Origin of the sequence: Pantoea sp. VS1 (assembly GCF_002207995.1) — a bacterium.
GTDB lineage: Bacteria > Pseudomonadota > Gammaproteobacteria > Enterobacterales > Enterobacteriaceae > Pantoea > Pantoea dispersa.
Genome location: NZ_NHZE01000045.1, coordinates 163,407 through 181,228, shown reverse-complemented (window position 1 = coordinate 181,228; position 17,822 = coordinate 163,407). Strand labels below are relative to the sequence as shown.

Below are 17,822 nucleotides of genomic sequence, written 5' to 3'. Positions count from 1 at the left end.
GGAGAGGGGATTTAATCACTTTGTGCCTTATTTGTCGGCTGATATAACCTGAACGTCAACGCGATCTCAACGAAGCGTAAATGGCGTGAGGCGGGTGAAGAGCGGGATTACGCGATGATAAAGGTTTTCTATTGATTTCAGCGGTGACACAAGGTTGGCGAAAGCCACAGTTTGATTATGGTTAAGGGGCATGACACAAACCATAAGAAACTGAGGAAGACGGCAGGTATGAAACTGGAAAACTTATCTCGCAGAAGCTTTATGGCCTTCGCGGCTGGTGGCACCGTGGCGCTGGCCGCCGGCAAAGTCCATGCCCACGACGGCAAGGTGGCGACTTATCCGGCGAATGATCCCAACCATCCGCGCGACCCTGGCCCGCACGATCCGGTGCGCGAAGCGCTGAATCCGGATCTGGTCGATCCGCCAGCAACCGACAGCGGCACATTACCCAACCTGCGCTTTTCGTTTAGCGATGCGCACGTGCGCAAGGGCAGCGGCGGCTGGACGCGCCAGGTGACGCAGCGCGAACTGGGCATTTCCACCACCATTGCTGGCGTCGATATGCGGCTGGATAAGGGGGGCATCCGCGAACTGCACTGGCACAAAGAGGGCGAGTGGGCCTACATGCTGTACGGCAATGCGCGCATTACCGCGCTGGATACCGCAGGTGGCTGGTTTGTCGATGACGTCGGCGTGGGCGATTTATGGTATTTCCCGCCGGGCGTGCCGCACTCGATTCAGGGGCTCGGACCGGACGGCTGCGAATTCCTGCTGGCCTTCGACAACGGCAATTTCGATGAAGACAGTACCTTTCTGCTCAGCGACTGGTTCAAACATATCCCGCCTGAAGTGCTGGCAAAAAACTTTGGCGTGCCGGCTGAGGTGTTTAACACGCTGCCCTCGCCGGAAGAGGAGTACATCTTTGCCGGGCAGGCACCGGACGGCGCGCCGGCTTCGGCGGTGAGCGGCGGGGTGAAATCGAAGCAGGTCTTCTCGCATAAAATGCTGGCGCAGAAGCCGTTGACGCTGCCGGGCGGCACGGTACGCATTACTGATTCCAGTAATTTTACGGTATCGAAAACCATCGCCGCCGCGCTGGTGGAACTGGCTCCCGGCGCGATGCGCGAACTGCACTGGCATCCCAATAACGACGAATGGCAATACTATCTGGAAGGTCAGGGGCGGATGGGCGTGTTTGCCTCGTCGGGTCAGGCGCGTACGTTTGACTTCCGCGCCGGTGATGTCGGCTATGTGCCCTTTGCCATGGGTCACTATATCGAAAACACAGGCGACAAGCCGCTGCGCTTTCTGGAACTGTTTAAAAGCGATTATTACGCGGATATTTCGCTTAACCAGTGGCTGGCCAGCACGCCACCGGCGCTGGTGCGTCAGCATCTGCATCTCAGCGACACCTTTATGAATGCGCTACAGCAGGAGAAGCATCCGGTAGTGAAATAGCCCGTGACCACGCGCAGCCGATGCTGCGCGTTCTCTCCTGATACTGTCCACATCTGGCGTGCATATCCCGCCCGAAACCCTGTGGATAAACCTTTCGTTGCCCCGTGCCAGCAGGGCTGACCAGCAGGCGGTTATTTTATGAACGGCCGCCAGCGCAGCGATTTCAGTTTGTCACGACGGGCTGCTGCCTGCATCACCAGACTCATCGCGGCGGGTAAAACCGTGAGCGTCACCAGCGTCGCCACTAACAGCCCACCGATAATCGCCAGCGCCATCGGTCCCCAGAAAACCTGACGCGAGATGGGGATCATACCGAGAATCGCTGCACTGGCGGTGAGCACAATCGGCCGTGCGCGGTGTTCGGCGGCAGCCGCAATGGCGGCATTTGGCGGCATACCTGCATCAACGTTGTTATCTGCCTCGCTGATCAGGATCACCGCGTTGCGAATGATCATGCCAGCCAGAGCAATAACACCCAGCAGCGCCACAAAGCCCATCGGTGTGCCGGTCGGCAGCATGGCCAGCACAATGCCCGGCAGACCAAAGGGCGCCATCAGCAGGGCCAGCAGCATGCGGGAAATCCGCCGCAGTTGTAACATCAGCAGCAGAAGCATGCAGAGCAGCGTGACCGGCAGGATGGCGAACACCGACTGGTTGCCCTTGTCAGACTCTGCTACCGCCCCGTCCTCGCTCAGGCGGTAACCGGCCGGCAAGCTGGCCCTGAAGGTGGCAATCAGCGGCGTGAGGGCGGCGGAGACGGCTTCCGCGCGCAAACCCGGCGCCGTATCGGTCTGTACGGTGATAAACGGCAGGCGCTGGCGTCGCCAGATAACGGGATCCTCCAGCCCCCACTGCGGTGTTGCGACCTGCGTCAGCGGAATTTTTGCGCCCGACGGCGCGGTTAGCAGCAGTCCGGACAGGCTGCTCAGGTCATGGCGCGCTGCAGCGTTGCCCTGTAGCACCACATCAATCAGCCGGTTGCGATCGCGTACCGTGGTGATCAGCGTTCCTGACCAGAGCGTATGCAGATACTGAGCAATCAGGTCAGAAGAGAGGCCGGCTGCGCGCGCTGCCGTCTGATTCACCTGCAAGGTGATTACGCGTTCGGGCTCACCGGCGGTTTGATTGACGTCACGCGTCAGCGCTGAGCTGCCGAGCGCGGCGGCCAGCCGCTCTGCCAGCTGCTGCACCTGGCGATAATCCGGACCGCTGATGCGATAACGAATCGGCCAGCCTACCGGCGGACCGAGCTCGAGCGGCGCGACGCGGGTGGTGATGTCGCTGAAATCCCGGGCAAGCACCGCATCCAGTGAGCGCTGCAGTCGTTCACGGGCGGCCAGGCTTTTGGCCACCACCACCAGCTGAGCGCTGTTTTCATCGTCCAGCAGCACATCCATGGGCAGGTAGAAGCGTATCGCACCGGTGCCGACGTAAGACGAATAGTGGTCAACATCCCGGCTGGCGGAGACAATCCGCTCAAGGCGTTGCACCTGACGCAGGGTGGCCTGCTGCGACGCGCTGGCAGGTAGCGCCAGGCTCACCAGCAGCTCCGGCCGATCGGAGGCCGGGAAAAACTCGCCCTGCATATACGTGGTACCGACGCCGGCCAGCAATAGCGCCAGCAACGCCATCGCCAGCGTCAGCATGCGGTGGCGCAGCACGCTGCTCAGCAGGCGGCGATAGAACTGGCTGAGGCGCCCGTTTCCGGCGCGGTGCTGCTTTAGCGTGGCCGGCAACAGCCAGCTGCCGGTCAGCGGTGAAAACAGCACCGCCACCAGCCATGAGCTGATGAGCGCCATCAGCACCACCGCAAACAGGGTATAGCAATATTCGCCCGCGCTGGATGCGGCAAAGCCGACCGGAATAAAACCGGCAATCATCACCAGCGTACCGGTCAGCATCGGGAAGGCGGTGGTACTGAACGCCCAGGTCGCTGCGCCGGTGCGGGAATCGCCGGCCTCCAGCCGCGCCACCATGGTTTCCACCGTGATCATTGCATCGTCCACCAGCAGGCCCAGCGCCACGATCAGTGCGCCCAGCGAGATGCGCTGCAGGCCGATACCGGCCAGATGCATGCCGATAAACGTCATGGCGAGTACCAGCGGGATCGCCGCCGCGACCACCAGGCCGGCGCGCAGTCCGAGCGAGACAAACGAAACCGCCAGCACGATGATTACCGCCTCGCCCAGCACATCGACAAATCCGCTGACCGCCTGTTGTACTACCGCTGACTGATCGGCGATGCGCGTCATCTCAATGCCGTGCGGCAGCTGGCTGGCTTCGCTCTCCATGCGCGCCCGCAGTGCCTGGCCAAAATCCAGCATGTTGCCAGTGGCGGCCATCGACACGGCCAGTCCGATGGCCGGCTGGCCGTTAACGCGAAAAAGCGGGGCAGGCGGCTCGGCGGGGCGGCGCGTGATGGTGGCGATCGCCGTCAGCGGAACATAGCGATCGTTAACGTGCAGCGTAACCGCCCGCAGGCTCGCCTCGCTGTTGAACGCGCCGCTCACGCGCAGGGCGATGTTATCGGTGGCGGTGCGCACGCTGCCCGCCGGCTCGACGACGTTCTGCGCCCGCAGCGCCTCTGCTACCTGCTGCAAATCCAGCCCCATGGCGGATAGCTGGCGCGGGGAAAAGGCCACCACCAACTGCTCTTCCTGCTCGCCCAGTAGCTGGATCTTACCCACATCCGGCAGACTCATCAGATCGCGGCGAATATCGTCCACCCGGTCCCGCAGCTCACGCGGAGAAAAACCGTCAGCGGTGAAGCCGTAAATCGTGCCAAAGGTATCGTCAAACTCATCGTTGACCGCCGGGCCCTGCACGCCCTGCGGCAAAGCCGGGGTCACATCCTGCATTTTTTTACGCACCTGGTACCAGATGCCGGCCACCTGCGCGGGTGGGGTGTCGTCACGCAGATTGACGAAAATGACCGTGCGGCCAGCGTGCGTTTCACTCTGCACATAATCCAGCCAGGGAATTTCCTGCAGCTTTTTCTCCAGCGGATCGGTGACCAGTCTGACCGTATCGTTGATGTCGGCACCTGGCCACTGCGCTGACACCACCGCAGTTTTGATGGTGAACGCCGGATCTTCGTTGCGCGAGAGCTTTTCATAGCTGACGATCCCTGCTGCCACGATCAGCAGCATAAGAAAGGCCATCAGCTGCTGCTGCTTCAGCGCCCAGGCAGAAAGGTTAAACGCCGGTTTCATGCTGATCCTCCTGGCTGCCGGCAACGCGTTCACCGTCACGCAGGCTTCTGACGCCCGCCGTGATCACCCGATCGCCCGGCATGATGCCGGCGCGAATCCATACCGCATCTGCCGTATAGCCGGCAATCGCAACCGTGCGCCGGATAACGCAGTTTTTCACCGGGTCAAGAATAAACACCGCCGGCTGGCCTGCGTGGCGGGTAAGCGCGGTGGCCGGAATCGCCATCACCGCATCTGTCGTCGCGTCGATCTGCGGCAGGGTGACGGCGACGCTGGCACCCAGCACCATCTCCGCAGGAGGATTGTCCAGTGTGATGCGCACCCGCCAGCTGCGTGTCTGGGCATCGGCCTGCGGACTGACGTCACGCAGGTGCGCTTCGGCCATCACGGACGGATTCTGCAATAGCGCAACGCGGAAACGGGCACTGGCCCGGCGATCGAGGGTTTCAGGTGTGGCAACGTCAAATACCACGTCACGGCCTGTGCCGGTCGCAACCGTAAACACCGTCTGCCCGGAGCTGACCACCTGACCGGCTGCGGCGCTGACGCCCGTCACCACGCCATCCTCAGGCGCGGTAAGGTGGGTCCAGCGCAGGCTATCCTGCGCATTTTTCAATGCCGCTTCACTGCTCTGCCGCCGCGCCAGCGCAGCCTGCCAGTCGGCGCTGGCGCTATCGAGCTGAGCACGGGCAATTGCCCCGGACGGCATCAGAAGGCGCATGCGGTGCAGATTGAGGGCCGCCACCTTTTCGGCCGCGCGGCTGCTGTTCAGCTCCGCCTGTGCGCTCGCCAGCTGATTCAGCGCGCCGGGACTGTCAAGCACGGCGAGCGTCTCTCCCTGCCTGAAGCGGCTGCCGACATCGGCGCTGCGCGTCAGAATCCGCCCCTCCAGCCTGAAACTGAGCGAGGTTTCATCGTGCGCGCGGATCTCGCCGGTCAGGGTTTGCTGCCCGGCGGGCGCGGGCGGGCCAACCGTGATGAACTTTACCGGACGCGGTGGCGGCGGCATGGGCGAACGCTTGCGGTCACAGCCGGTCAGCAGCAGGGCCGTCAGCAGCAGACAGGGCAGCAGCGGCAGCAGGGAAACCAGGTGGCGCGGGTTAAGCAGGTGGCGCACACCCTGTTTGATCAGGCAGGGAAGCTCGTCGGTCATGGCGCAATTCCTTTATCGGTATTTGCGCCATTACACCGTGCGATTATCAAGAATCCGGCGATGTTCCATCAAGAGCGTGTCAAGAAGGGCAACAACGTCAGGCGTTGCGCGGCAACAAAATCTGTATCTGCAAACCTCCCGCTGCGGGCAGCGTGGCATTAATCGTGCCGCCGTGCGCCTGGCAAATCGCCCGCGCAATCGACAGGCCCAGCCCGCTGCCGCCCGAGTGGCGGGCGCGTGACGCCTCACCGCGCGCAAAGCGCTCAAACATCAACGCCAGAAACGCCGCAGGAACGCCCGGACCGCTGTCCTGCACGATGATTTCGTAATGATCAACGGTGTTGCGCGTGCGCAGCTGCAGCTGGCTGCCGCTTCCGGCATAGCGCAGAGCGTTTTCCAGCAGGATGGTGAAAACCTGCCCGAGACGGAACGGATCGACCGGCAGTAATGTCTCCTCAGCCAGCGCTACCCCGGTGCTGATGCGCGCTTCATCCAGCTGCGGTTTGATCCACTGCAGGCGCTCGCGCAGGATATCGGCCGGGTTGCAGCGGACTTTCTCCAGCGTGAGCTGGCCGGCATCCGCCAGTGACAGCAGATGCAGCTCATCGATCAGCCGGTGCAGACAACTGAGCTGCGCCATGATCAGGGCGAGCTGACGTGAATCAGCGCTGAACACGCCATCAAGCAGCGCCTGCAGACGCACCATGGCGGCGTTGAGCGGCGACCGCAGCTCATGCGCCATGGCGACATGCGACGTACGCAGCTCTTTGTCGTAACGCGCCAGCTGGCGCGTCATCGCGTTGAAGTTGTGCGCGAACTGCACCAGTTCGGCGGGCGCTGCCGGTGTTAACGCCGCCTGCGCACCGAAGTCGCCTGCGGTCACCTGGTCTGCCGCTCGTCTGAGCTGGCTGAACTGTGCAGAAAGCGGGCGCGCGTGGCGCAGCCCGAAATAGGCAATAAACGGAATGGTCACCAGCACCAGGATGCCGACGGTGATCCAGTCCGAGGAAGCAATGGACGGGTCGGAGTAGCGTATGCCCCACCAGCTATCGATGATCTGGTGAAAGCGCGCGGGATCGCGTTCCGGATGCGCACGCAGGGCGAGAAATTCATGCAGAACCGCCGGCGGCATATGGTGCGTGATCCACAGGTACTGCACCGTGAAGCGCAGCCACATGCACAAAGCAATCAGTACCACGGTACCGATAGCCAGCGTCAGAATGCGCAGACAAAGCCAGCGCCAGAGCGTTTGTGGGGATTTTTCTGTCATGGCTGGCGGAACCGGTAGCCTACGCCGCGCACGTTGAGCAGCACGCCCGCCATACCGGCCGCCTCTAACTTTTTGCGCAGGTTATATACGTGGGTATCAATCACCCGTTCCAGCGCGTCGCTGTCCGGCATACACTGCTCCAGCAAAAACGGGCGGCTCAGCGCGCGCACCGGTGCGCGCATCAGCGTGACCAGCAGCGTGAATTCGGTTGGCGTGGTATCAACGCAAAGCACGTTACCCGAGGCCTGCGTGACGGTAACCGTCATCGCGCCGCTGTTCACCTCCAGCCCCTGCCAGCGCAGGATCTCTTCCTGCGGCGTTTTCACCGCGCTGCGCCGCAGCACTGCCTGCACGCGTGCCACTACTTCGCCGGGATGATAAGGCTTGACCACATAATCATCCGCGCCGTAGCGCAGCGCACCGATGCGATCGGGCGTATCGCCCATGGCCGTGACCATAATCACCGGCACCTCGCTGCTGCGCCGGAGTTTTGCCAGCACCTCGGTGCCGTTCAGGCCGGGCAGCATCACATCAAGCAAAATCAGATCGGGCTGCCAGCGCAGGGCCAGCTCAAGTCCGCTCAGGCCATCCGCAGCAACACGCACCGCATAATTTTCGCGCTGCAGATAGGCCTCCAGCACCTCAGCCGCGTCAGCGTCGTCCTCAATAATCAGGATATTTTTGGTCTGCATAACTCACCTTGACAGTTTCTTCATAAATCCCTGGCTGTTTGTTGACACAGCCCCGGGATACTTCGGCTTCGCGCTGCGGCTGCCCGGGTAAGGGGCGGTAAACGGACCGATGAAGAGGTGACACGATGATAACCAGAAAAACGCTGATGTACATGACCCATCTGCTACTCATGATTTCCGCTGCCGCCAGGGCGGATGGCGACGCACAGACCAGCCTGACGCTCGGCGCGGGGGCGCAATTCGCGCCACGCTACAGCGGATCGAATAAAACACGGGTGCAGCCGGTACCGATTTTCCAGGCCAGAGACGGCGCATTTTTTGCTGATGCCCAGAAAGGCATCGGGTACGACCTGCAGAGCGACAGTGGGTTTTATCTCGAACACACGCTGGGTTATGGCCTGGGCCGAAGCGATAAAGATTCAACGTGGCGCGACGGCGCCAGCCGGCTGCAAGGCATGGGAAACATCAATGCGACGGTCAATACTGCACTGGCGCTGGGCTGGCAGCTCACGCCGTGGCTGAGCGCAGAGGGCAAAGCGGTGCTGCCGCTCAGCGATGATCAGGGCGTGAACTATCAGGCATCCGTTACGCTGGTGCCTCTCCAGCGCGACAGCGATACCGTTGCACTGCAGACGGCGGCGCTGTTTGGCGATGCGCGTTATATGAATACCTGGTATGGCGTGAGCGATGTCCAGAGCAGGCGCAGCCGGTTTTCACGCTACGATGCCGGCGGCGGCTTCTACGGTATTGCGACTACGCTCACCTGGAGCCACCAGTTTGATGCTCACTGGGGCACGCTGGTCAGCGCCGGTTACAGCTGGCTGGGCGATCGCGCCGCGGACAGCCCGATCGTGTCCCGGCGCGATCAGGTCACCGGCACGGTCGGCTTTAGCTACACCTTCTGAGAAACGTTATCGGTGGCTGCACAACGCCCGGCCGGCGCGCTGTGCAGCACGACAACTATTACGCGGACATGCCGCCATCAATCACCAGTTCGCTGCCGGTAACATAGACACTTTCGTCCGATGCGAGGAACAGGGCGGCCGCCGCAACTTCGTCAGGATGGCCGAGGCGTTTGGCCGGTATCTGCGCGCTGAATGTCTGTCGTATCTCGTCGCTGACCTGGTCAAACATCGGCGTGTCCGTCGGGCCGGGACTGAGCGTATTGACGCGAATGCCGCGCGGTGCCAGTTCGCTGCTCCAGGTGCGGGCATAGGCGCGCACCGCGGCTTTGCTGGCCGAGTAAGCGCCATAGCCGGGATTGGCCATGCCGCCCGCAATCGATCCCACCAGCACGATGGCACCGCCTTCCGTCATGTGCTTCACCGCATGCTGTACGGTGAATACCATGGCACGCACGTTTAGGCCGAACGTGCGGTCAAAGTGCTCTGCGCTGGTCTCTTCGAGGCTGGCGGGTTCAGCCACGCCAGAGGAGTTCACCAGAATATCGAGACGTCCGGCGCGGGCCTGCACGGTGTCAAACAGACGGGCAACATCGTCTGCGCTGGTGAGGTCGCCCGCTATTGCCTCAATGCGGCCGCCAGTCAGCGTGACGGCTTCGGCCAGCAGCGCTTCGCGTCGCCCGGTGATGAAAACGTGGGCACCTTCCTGCACAAAACGGCGCGCGATGGCGAGGCCGATACCACTGCCGCCGCCGGTCACCAGCGCGACTTTTCCTTCGAGTTTCATGATGGCTGCTCCAGAATGAGAGGGGTGGACGGCTGATGATACATTTCGTATATTTAGTGTCAATTACGCACCTTATCTACATTAGATATACATAAGGAAACCCCATGCCGACTGATATCGCGGCGCTGCTGGCAGAGATCAACAGCACCCGTCCAATCCTGGAACAGGTCGCCAATAAGTGGTCGGTATTAATTCTGACCGTGCTGTGCACTGAACCCGCGCGCTTTAACGCGATCAAGCGCCGTCTTGATCCGATTACCCACAAGGCACTGACGGAGGCGTTGCGCCGGCTGGAGCGTAACGGCCTGATCAGCCGCCGCGTGATCGCCTCGTCCCCGGTGGCGGTGGAATATGCCATTACGCCGCTGGGCCAGACGTTGCAGGATCCGTTTGTTGCGCTGGTGAAGTGGGCCAGAGAGCAGGGCGACGCGATTGAAAAGGCACAGATTGTCTATGATCAACGTCGTGCCAGCGAAGAATAAAGCGTGGCGGCCGTCGGCTATTCAGGCGGTCTGTTAATCGCATGCTCAACATGATTTGCCGTTCTTCTCCTCGCCGCTAAATTAGCCCACATAAAAACGGACTTATTAAATTCGACTCGCCGGAATTTAATTAAGTCATTTCAGTAAATTTCACGTTGCGTTATTATTTGCGTGCGGGGAAAACGGTTAAAAATTTTGAATGGGTAAAGCAAATGATTTCAATAACACCTCAGCAGGTTTGCGCTACAGTATTAGCACTTGATTATTTGAGGATGTTTCCATGAAATTTTTGAAAAAAACGGCGCTACTTTCTCTGGTGGCATTATATGTTCCCCTGTCACATGCCGCAGCGACGGAATATAACCTTGACCCGCAACATACTTCTGTGGTGATCGCATGGAATCACTTTGGTTTCTCTCATCCAACTGCTGATATTTCTGATGTTTCCGGTCAGCTGGCTTTTGACAAAGAAAACCCGGAAAAGTCACAGGTTAATGTGACCCTGCCGTTAAAAACGATTGACACGCATGTGCCAGCGCTGACCAAAGAGTTTTTGGGTAATGAGTATTTTGACGTTAAAAAATATCCTCAGGCCACCTTCCACAGCACCCATGTGGAAAGCAAAGGCGATAATAAATATGATGTGCAGGGTAATTTAACCATCAAAGGTATCACTAAGCCGGTTGTGCTGCATGCCACGCTGAACAAGCAGGATATGCACCCTATGGTTAAAAAGCAGGCGATCGGTTTTGATGCCACCGGCGTCATCAAACGCTCGGATTTTAAAATCGATAAATATGTTCCGGCCGTGGGCGACGAAGTGACGATTACGCTCTCTACCGAGGCGTACGCCAAATAAGGCATTGCGCGCTTAATCGCGCGCTTTTTCTCTGCATCAACCTGCTGCGCTATGCGCGTGTTCAGCGCGAGCTGGCGCAACAGGTTGTCTGTACGTCTTCCCTGGGTGCAGCATCACTGCCTGCCAGCGCATTTCTCGTCAGCACCCTCTGACGCTTTGCCTCATCACCTGCCTGCAATTTCAGACCTTTAGCAATAAAGCCGAAAAAAACCACCAATTCATACCCTTGCGATGACCGCCAGCACTGCACCTGATTACCTGATGGGTTTTTACCCTGCTAACAGCGGCCAGTGAACTATATTTTTACCCACTGAAGTGCGAAATCATGGGTTTAGCAGATAACCGGCACGATAACGGTTACTGATTTTGGTGACTTATCTGACAACCGCGGTTGTTAGCTGAACAGAAGGGAATATCATGCCATTACTGCTTGGTGAGTTATCTGGTGCGCCGACATGGGTACCTGCTGTATTGCTCGTCACACTCTCGCTACTGCTGGGTTTTCTGGCCCGCTTTATTCTTCTCAGGTTTATTCGCTACTGGCAAAGCCGCGATCGCAAGCTGTTTAAATCGCTGGAAAAGCATCTGCGGGGATCGTTATTTTTATTCATTCCATTACTGCTGATCAATATGGGGATGAATTATGTGCATCTCGATCCGGGCTCACTGAGCTTTATCGCCACCACGCTTAATATCTTTATCATCTTATCGTTCTGTTCCATTTTGATTCGTCTGATTAACGTAGCGCAGGATATGTTGTTTATTCGCTACGATATCAACCTGTCGAACAACCTGCGTGCGCGTAAAATTCGTACGCAATTAATCTATGTTAAAAAAGTGGCTATCGTCATTCTGGTACTGTTTTGCCTGAGTTTAATTCTGCTCAACTTCCCTGGTGTACGTAAATTCGGCACCACCATCCTCGCGGGTGCCGGGGTCGCCGGTATCATTATTGGTTTCGCTTTGCAAAAGTCGCTGGTGAATCTGTTTGCCGGCATTCAGATTGCGTTCACCCAACCGATAAAAATTGACGATGCGGTGGTGGTCGAAAAGGAGTGGGGCTGGATTGAGGAAATCAATCTGACCTATGTCGTGGTGCGCATCTGGGATTTACGCCGTCTGGTGCTGCCCATCACCTATTTTACCGAGAATGCATTTCAGAACTGGACGCGAAATAATGCGCAAATATTGGGGTCTGTGTTTCTCTATGTTGATTACTCGATGCCGCTGGCGCCGCTACGTGAGCATTTTGAAAAAATCCTCAATGAGACGCGGCTCTGGGATCGCGAAACTCAGGTGTTACAGGTGACCGATACCACGGAAAAAACCATGACCATCCGTTTACTGATGACCGCGCAGAACTCACCGACGGCATGGGATCTGCGCTGCTATGTACGCGAGAAAATGATTGAATTCATTCAGCAGAATTACCCGCAGAGTCTGCCACAGGTGAGAGCCACCCTGACCGACGCCGACAAAGCATAGTGCAGGCTGGCGATGGGGCATTGCACGGTAGTTGCTCAGGTTGCCATTGCTATCCGGCGTCATTATCAGGGCCCTTGTCGGGGCCCTGAACAGGGCGTTTTCTCCGTCCGTTTTTACTGACTCTTTTCCTTATCCGCCTCCGCTGCCTTTGGCAGATCTTTACGCAGTTTTGCCACCTGATTCGCGCTTACCGCAGGTGCCTGATTGCCCCAGCCGTTACGAATGAATGTCACCAGATCCGCCACTTATTCCTACATTCACAATGACCTGACGTATCATCATCAGGTCATATCCTGGCTACAAAACATTATGCAACAATCAACTGTTCGCTTTCTTTTAACGCTGTGTTGCGTTCATTTTCGATGGCTAAAGACTCTCTGTACTCTTTAGCTTCTGCAGAAATTGTCCAATGCACATCAATGCTCATTTCCTGAATCGTGGATTTGATGTCTTTAATACCGACATTAAAGAACTCTTTGCGAGAGTTAACTTTGTTTACCTGTTTATCGTTAAACACTTTGTGAAGGTGGTTTTCAAGCGAAGGAGCATCATCACTGTAGATCATTGCATGTACATCGAATGAAAACGGGACGCTGGCATCGCCAAGTTCACGAACCCGGTCGAGCGGTTCGAGCCTGCGTGTCATCCCAATTTTATAAACGTTTTCTCCAAACGAGCCGATATTACTGATCACATACACATGACCTGAACGTGTTTGCTGTGCCATCGAAATTGCTCGTTGGTTTTTGGCTTCAGCTTCTTCGTATTTAATTTGTAGCTCAGCCAGTCTTTGTTCGAGGGCTATACGTTGTTCTTCGCCTGCGAGCATCAGTTCTTTAGTTGCTTTATCAATCGCCTGCTGAATTGTTTTTTCTTCTTTTTCAGCTTCTTTTATCGCTTTTTCATACTCGCGACGCGCCTTTTCTTCTTCACGCAACTGTTCTTTGATTCGTCTTTGTTCTTCTCTTTCTTCAAGCATAATTTCATTTACAGTTACTCCCCATTTAAGCTCGTTGAGTCGGGCCTGCAAGCAGATATCAGTGATCCTGGCTGACCTAAAGGCTGAACCGTTAAAATTAACAAGCTCAAAGGCATCTTTTATTTCCTGGGATAATTTGCCGTAATTGTTGTGTTTAATTTTTGAGAGGGTACTGTCGACTTTTCCATTGAAAGCATCCAGTACAAATTTGATGGCGGTGTTTCTTCTGTTTGGTTCGACGTAATCACAGCTTGCCGCTTTGTTCGTTTTGATAAGAGACTTAGTTAACTCTCTGGCTTTTTGCAGTTCTTTTCCTGCATCCGTAAATTCATAATTCTCTGCCAGTTCGTCCAAAACGCTTCGGTTTGGCACTATCCATTCATCGCCGTACCCTTCAATTTTATTTTTCATTGACCTGGCGACAGCCTGATAGGTCTCTGCAAACTCTTTCGCTTCATATGCGGAGCCAGCTATTTCCATTGCACGTATCTCTGCATCCGCGATTATTTTCATCGCATTATCATTTGCGTTGGAGATCAGCTCATCCGCTTTACTATTCGCGTTATCGAGTCGTTCTTTGGCTTTCAGGCGAGCATCACGCGCATCCTGGGTGATAGCGACAGCTTCGCTATTGGCGTTGCTTATTGTTAATGCAGCCTGTTCGTGAGCTTCGTTTACCGCTCTTGTCGCTTGTTTTTGCGCTTCATCCAATTTTTCTCTGGCAATAGCGTCAGCGGTTTTAATCTTTTTTTCCGCATCTAATACTGCATCGTGTAATTCCTGATACTGCCACAAAGGAGTGGCTTTTCCTTCAAGTTCTGCGTGGTCACGTACAGCCTGAGCTAATTTTTTCTGCGTTTCACCTAATTCTTCGCCAAGCGTATTTTTGCCGGAGATTAAAAGAGCTATTTCCTCTCGGTATTTTTTGCTTTTTTTGAAAAGTATGACAGATAAAACCGGAGCCAGAAGTGCTAATAAGAGTACTGCTACTAAAAATAATTCCATTTCAAAGTCCTTTTACTCTATCAATTTGTAACAGCTGTGCTTCCTAACTATGTTATCACTTCTATATCTGAAAAAGCACATTCAAAAATATCATTTACAGGGGAAAGTTTGAACCTGCCTCTGGGCGACCGGGGGATGAGTCTAATGAAATTGTAATGAAGAAATACCTATAGCATGGTCGAATTGTTATGAATTGATTGCTTTGGTTAACACCGTGTCCGTGCATGACCCTCTGTTAACTGAACGTACAAGGACGACCGCAAAGGCATTGCTGGAAGCAGGGGAATCAAGCCGTTTGAAACCTGCGGCGTAAGAGGTTTGGCAGCAGCGCGATGGTGCATTTTTCGGAAAAAAATGCCCGCAGAGCGGGCATAACAAAAAACTACAGGAAAAATTCTCGTCGCAACGCTTGAGCTGTGTGTTGCGTCACTATAGTAGCAACGAAAATTCTCCCCTGCTGACAATGTTCGATGAGTTAATTTTGTTGCCGGGATTCACAGCGCACGCTTCCGTCGCCATTTCTCCCGTTCGCGATGAGCTATCTCCGCTGTCCATGTTAACCCGCCCAGCGCGACTGGCGGATAATCCGGCAAAAATTCATCGGGCGAAATGCCGGTTGCTTATCAGCGATGACGTCAGCTTTCACGTTGCCGAAAGTCGTCGCCGGTTTGTGTTGAATGCCTTCATAAAATGCCTGGATAATTTCTTCTTTAAACTGTGCCGGACGGGGATGCTGCTGCACCACGGCTTCACGTTGCTCATCGCTGAAGTGGTCATAGTCAATACCCAGCACATCCATCTCAACGCCGGCCGTCACCAGGGCGATTTCCCCGGCCATAAATTGCGGAATGCCGGGCGTCGTGTGCAGGGCAATCGCCGTCCACACTTTATCAATGTCCGCCTGGGCAACCCCGTAATGTTGCAGGAAATCGCGCGCCGCATTGGCGCCATCGACTTCAAAGCGCTTATCGCAACTGCAATGCTGTTGCGTCAGGCCCACATCATGAAACATGCAGCCAACGTAAAGCAGCTCGGCATCCACTTTGACGCCCAGTCGCTGACCTGCCAAAGCGCCCCAGTAAAAAACGCGGCTGGAGTGATGAAATAACAGATCCGATTCGATGTCACGTACCAGCGCGGTAGCATCGCGCGCCATTTTGCTGTCCGGAATACGAATGCCGTTAATAGTAAAACTCATGATGATGTCTCCGCTTAGTGAAGTTGCGTTCAGCATAAAGCCGCGCGACAATGTCATGAATCTCTGTTTAACGATGATTTCTGACATTGCGATTTAAGCGGACAGCCAGACAATGACTCACCATCACATTACCCTTTTGGCCGTTCCCGGCGCCCAACTGCTGGATATTTCCGGGCCGCTGGATGTGTTTGCCGAGGCAAATCGGCTGCTGCATCGTCAGGTGTATCAGCTCAGCGTGATGTCGCTGCAGCACACCAGCATCCGCTGCTCGTCTGGTGTCCGGCTGGAAGCCTACGTTGCGCTAACTGCGGCGACACAGCATCGCGCCGATACCTTTCTGGTTGCCGGAGCACCTGACGCCAGCCAGATGCAGCTTTCCGCCAGTGAGCGCCAGCAGATTATCGCGCTCTGTCAGCGCAGCCAGCGTTACGGCTCGGTGTGTACGGGGGCGCTGCTGCTGGCGCAAACGGGTTTGCTGAACGGCAGGAAAGTCACTACTCACTGGGCGTGTGCGGAACGGCTGGCATTACTGCTACCCGATGCGCAGGTCGAAGCCGATGCGCTGTATGTGGCGGATGGTGCATTACGCACGGCAGCGGGGGTGACGTCCGGACTGGATCTGGCGCTGCGGCTGGTGGAAGAGGATCTCGGGCGCGAGCTGGCGCAGGAGGTGGCCGCCAGCCTGGTGATGTTCTTCCAGCGCCCGGTCACACAGGGACATTTTGTGCGTAAACAGCAGGTGTCCCTGGCCGGACGCAGCGCCTTTCAGGAGATGCAGCGCTGGGCAATCGCGCATCTGGCACAGATTCGCGGGCTGGAAGACCTGGCAGCGCACATGCACCTCAGTACGCGGCATTTAGCGCGTCTGTTTCAGCAGGAGATGCAGATCCAGCCTGGCGCATGGCTGGAGCAGGCACGCATCAGCCACGCGCGGGCTTTGCTGGATGCCGGTGAGCTGCCGCTCAAAGCGATCCCGGCGGCCTGCGGTTATCACAGTGCAGATGTGATGCGCCGCGCGTTTGTCAAAGTGACCGGCATGACGCCGTCGCTGTATCGCAAAATGTTCCCGCCGCCGCGCTGAGTCTGCACCACTGTCCGTATTCTCCTCCGGCTGCGCCATCCAGCCGGTTATTCCAGCATATTGCTTTCCAGCTTACGCGTTGCGGTCCCGCGCGTTGACCACCAGCAGAGCAGCGAACCGAGGCAAACCATCGCCGTGCCTTGCCAGAAGGAGAAGGTCAGGCTGGAGTTAAGGATAAAAGCGGCTATCAGCGACGAAATGATAGGGATAAAGTAGGAAGCTGCGGCTAACAGCGTGACATTGCCGTGCAGAATGCCGACGTTCCACGCCGCATAGCCGAGCCCCATCGCCATCGCTGCCAGAGCCAGGCTGATGCACGCCTGCAGCGAAAACACCACGGGCGGCTGCGGTGATAGCAGCGATTTCAGCCACAGCGTCAGCGCAGTTAACATGAAAAACAGCGTAATGCCGTTACTGCCTTTCGCGCTATTTTTTGTCACCACACAATAAACCGCCCAAATCATCGCACCGCCAAATGCCAGACCATAACTGAGCGGATTATCCATCACGTTGTCGATCATTTCGCCCAGTGAAAATCCCCGATCGCCGCTCAGTACCCGACAAATACCGGCGACGGCCAGCAGGAGGCCGGGAATAATCAACGGGCTGGTCTTTTGCCGGTTAACCATTACCGTCAAAACGATGGTCATCGCCGGCCACAGGTAATTAACCATGCCGACTTCAATCGCCTGATGGCCGCTATGAGTAAAACCCAGCGACAGCGACAGGCAGAGCTCATAGCAGACAAACAGCAGGCTGCCGATCAGCAAATAGCGTCGGGGAAACTGGCGCAGGTCAGGAAAACCCACGGTGAGCAGCAACAGCAGGGCGCTGGCGCTGTAAATTAGCGCGGCACCGGTTACCGGACCAAAACTTTCACTGACGCTTTTTATTAATCCTACAATCGTGCTCCACAGCAGAATGGCCAGCAGACCAGTCAGGGTAGCTTTACTCTGCGGCATTACCCGTTACCTCAATGTGTGAAAAATCGCGGCGTGCTCGCCAGTGTGGCTGCTGGCGGGGACGCAGACAAGATGAATCTGCAGGTTGCCGATGTGGCTGGCCGGAAAGCGCACCCGCCTGCAGGCAAAAATTTGAAAAATATCCTGATTAAAATCAGTGTAATAGAGTAGTGATGTAAATCTTCGCTAAAAAATATCTTGCTATTAAATAGCGCGCTATATAAATTCAGTCTCAGTTCAGAACACGACCATCAAGTCATTATCATTTAAATAGCGTGCGATATAATCGCAAAAAAC

Annotated in this window: 14 protein-coding genes; 6 read left to right on the top strand and 8 right to left on the bottom strand. The window is 56.4% G+C overall.

Going from position 1 to position 17,822, the window contains the following annotated elements:
* Nucleotides 1–261: 261 nt before the first annotated feature.
* Nucleotides 262–1,458, top strand: coding sequence for a cupin domain-containing protein (locus CBW22_RS17595; protein WP_088517566.1), 1,197 nt, complete (start codon nt 262–264; stop codon nt 1,456–1,458).
* 131 nt (nt 1,459–1,589) lie between these two features.
* Here the strand turns inward: CBW22_RS17595 and CBW22_RS17590 are convergent, their stop codons facing one another.
* The 4 genes from CBW22_RS17590 to CBW22_RS17575 form a co-directional block, all read right to left on the bottom strand.
* Nucleotides 1,590–4,670: an efflux RND transporter permease subunit gene (locus CBW22_RS17590; protein ID WP_088517346.1), complete on the bottom strand. Its 3,081-nt coding sequence runs from the start codon at nt 4,668–4,670 to the stop codon at nt 1,590–1,592.
* Nucleotides 4,654–5,823 carry an efflux RND transporter periplasmic adaptor subunit gene (locus CBW22_RS17585; protein ID WP_088517345.1) on the bottom strand — a complete coding sequence of 390 codons (1,170 nt, stop codon included), beginning with the start codon at nt 5,821–5,823 and terminating at the stop codon, nt 4,654–4,656. Before CBW22_RS17585 ends, CBW22_RS17590 begins: the two co-directional genes overlap by 17 nt.
* Nucleotides 5,824–5,920: 97 nt before the next feature.
* The gene (locus CBW22_RS17580; RefSeq protein ID WP_088517344.1) at nt 5,921–7,093 is read right to left on the bottom strand and encodes an ATP-binding protein; all 1,173 of its coding nucleotides are present in this window, start codon (nt 7,091–7,093) and stop codon (nt 5,921–5,923) included.
* Nucleotides 7,090–7,785 carry a response regulator transcription factor gene (locus CBW22_RS17575; RefSeq protein WP_088517343.1) on the bottom strand — a complete coding sequence of 232 codons (696 nt, stop codon included), beginning with the start codon at nt 7,783–7,785 and terminating at the stop codon, nt 7,090–7,092. Before CBW22_RS17575 ends, CBW22_RS17580 begins: the two co-directional genes overlap by 4 nt.
* Before the next feature lie 125 nt (nt 7,786–7,910).
* Between CBW22_RS17575 and CBW22_RS17570 the strand changes: the two genes are divergently transcribed.
* Nucleotides 7,911–8,690, top strand: coding sequence for a MipA/OmpV family protein (locus CBW22_RS17570; RefSeq protein ID WP_088517342.1), 780 nt, complete (start codon nt 7,911–7,913; stop codon nt 8,688–8,690).
* A gap of 58 nt (nt 8,691–8,748) precedes the next feature.
* Here the strand turns inward: CBW22_RS17570 and CBW22_RS17565 are convergent, their stop codons facing one another.
* Nucleotides 8,749–9,477, bottom strand: a complete 729-nt coding sequence (locus CBW22_RS17565; RefSeq protein ID WP_088517565.1) for an SDR family NAD(P)-dependent oxidoreductase — start codon at nt 9,475–9,477, stop codon at nt 8,749–8,751.
* Between the two features lie 101 nt (nt 9,478–9,578).
* On the opposite strand from CBW22_RS17565, the gene CBW22_RS17560 reads away from it, so the two are divergent.
* The 3 genes from CBW22_RS17560 (at nt 9,579) to CBW22_RS17550 (ending at nt 12,300) form a co-directional block, all read left to right on the top strand.
* Nucleotides 9,579–9,956: a winged helix-turn-helix transcriptional regulator gene (locus tag CBW22_RS17560; RefSeq protein WP_088517341.1), complete on the top strand. Its 378-nt coding sequence runs from the start codon at nt 9,579–9,581 to the stop codon at nt 9,954–9,956.
* A gap of 280 nt (nt 9,957–10,236) precedes the next feature.
* A complete protein-coding gene (locus CBW22_RS17555; RefSeq protein WP_058759072.1) occupies nt 10,237–10,815 on the top strand; it encodes a YceI family protein in 579 nt (192 codons plus the stop codon).
* A gap of 417 nt (nt 10,816–11,232) precedes the next feature.
* Nucleotides 11,233–12,300, top strand: coding sequence for a mechanosensitive ion channel family protein (locus tag CBW22_RS17550; RefSeq protein WP_058759073.1), 1,068 nt, complete (start codon nt 11,233–11,235; stop codon nt 12,298–12,300).
* Between the two features lie 307 nt (nt 12,301–12,607).
* Here the strand turns inward: CBW22_RS17550 and CBW22_RS17545 are convergent, their stop codons facing one another.
* A complete protein-coding gene (locus CBW22_RS17545; protein ID WP_088517340.1) occupies nt 12,608–14,284 on the bottom strand; it encodes a DUF4041 domain-containing protein in 1,677 nt (558 codons plus the stop codon).
* Nucleotides 14,285–14,840: 556 nt separating this feature from the next.
* The gene (locus CBW22_RS17540; protein ID WP_088517339.1) at nt 14,841–15,482 is read right to left on the bottom strand and encodes an HD domain-containing protein; all 642 of its coding nucleotides are present in this window, start codon (nt 15,480–15,482) and stop codon (nt 14,841–14,843) included.
* A 112-nt stretch (nt 15,483–15,594) separates the two neighbouring features.
* On the opposite strand from CBW22_RS17540, the gene CBW22_RS17535 reads away from it, so the two are divergent.
* Nucleotides 15,595–16,563: a GlxA family transcriptional regulator gene (locus CBW22_RS17535; RefSeq protein WP_088517338.1), complete on the top strand. Its 969-nt coding sequence runs from the start codon at nt 15,595–15,597 to the stop codon at nt 16,561–16,563.
* Between the two features lie 47 nt (nt 16,564–16,610).
* Here the strand turns inward: CBW22_RS17535 and yddG are convergent, their stop codons facing one another.
* Nucleotides 16,611–17,525 carry an aromatic amino acid DMT transporter YddG gene (gene yddG, locus CBW22_RS17530; RefSeq protein WP_088517337.1) on the bottom strand — a complete coding sequence of 305 codons (915 nt, stop codon included), beginning with the start codon at nt 17,523–17,525 and terminating at the stop codon, nt 16,611–16,613.
* Nucleotides 17,526–17,822: the final 297 nt, after the last annotated feature.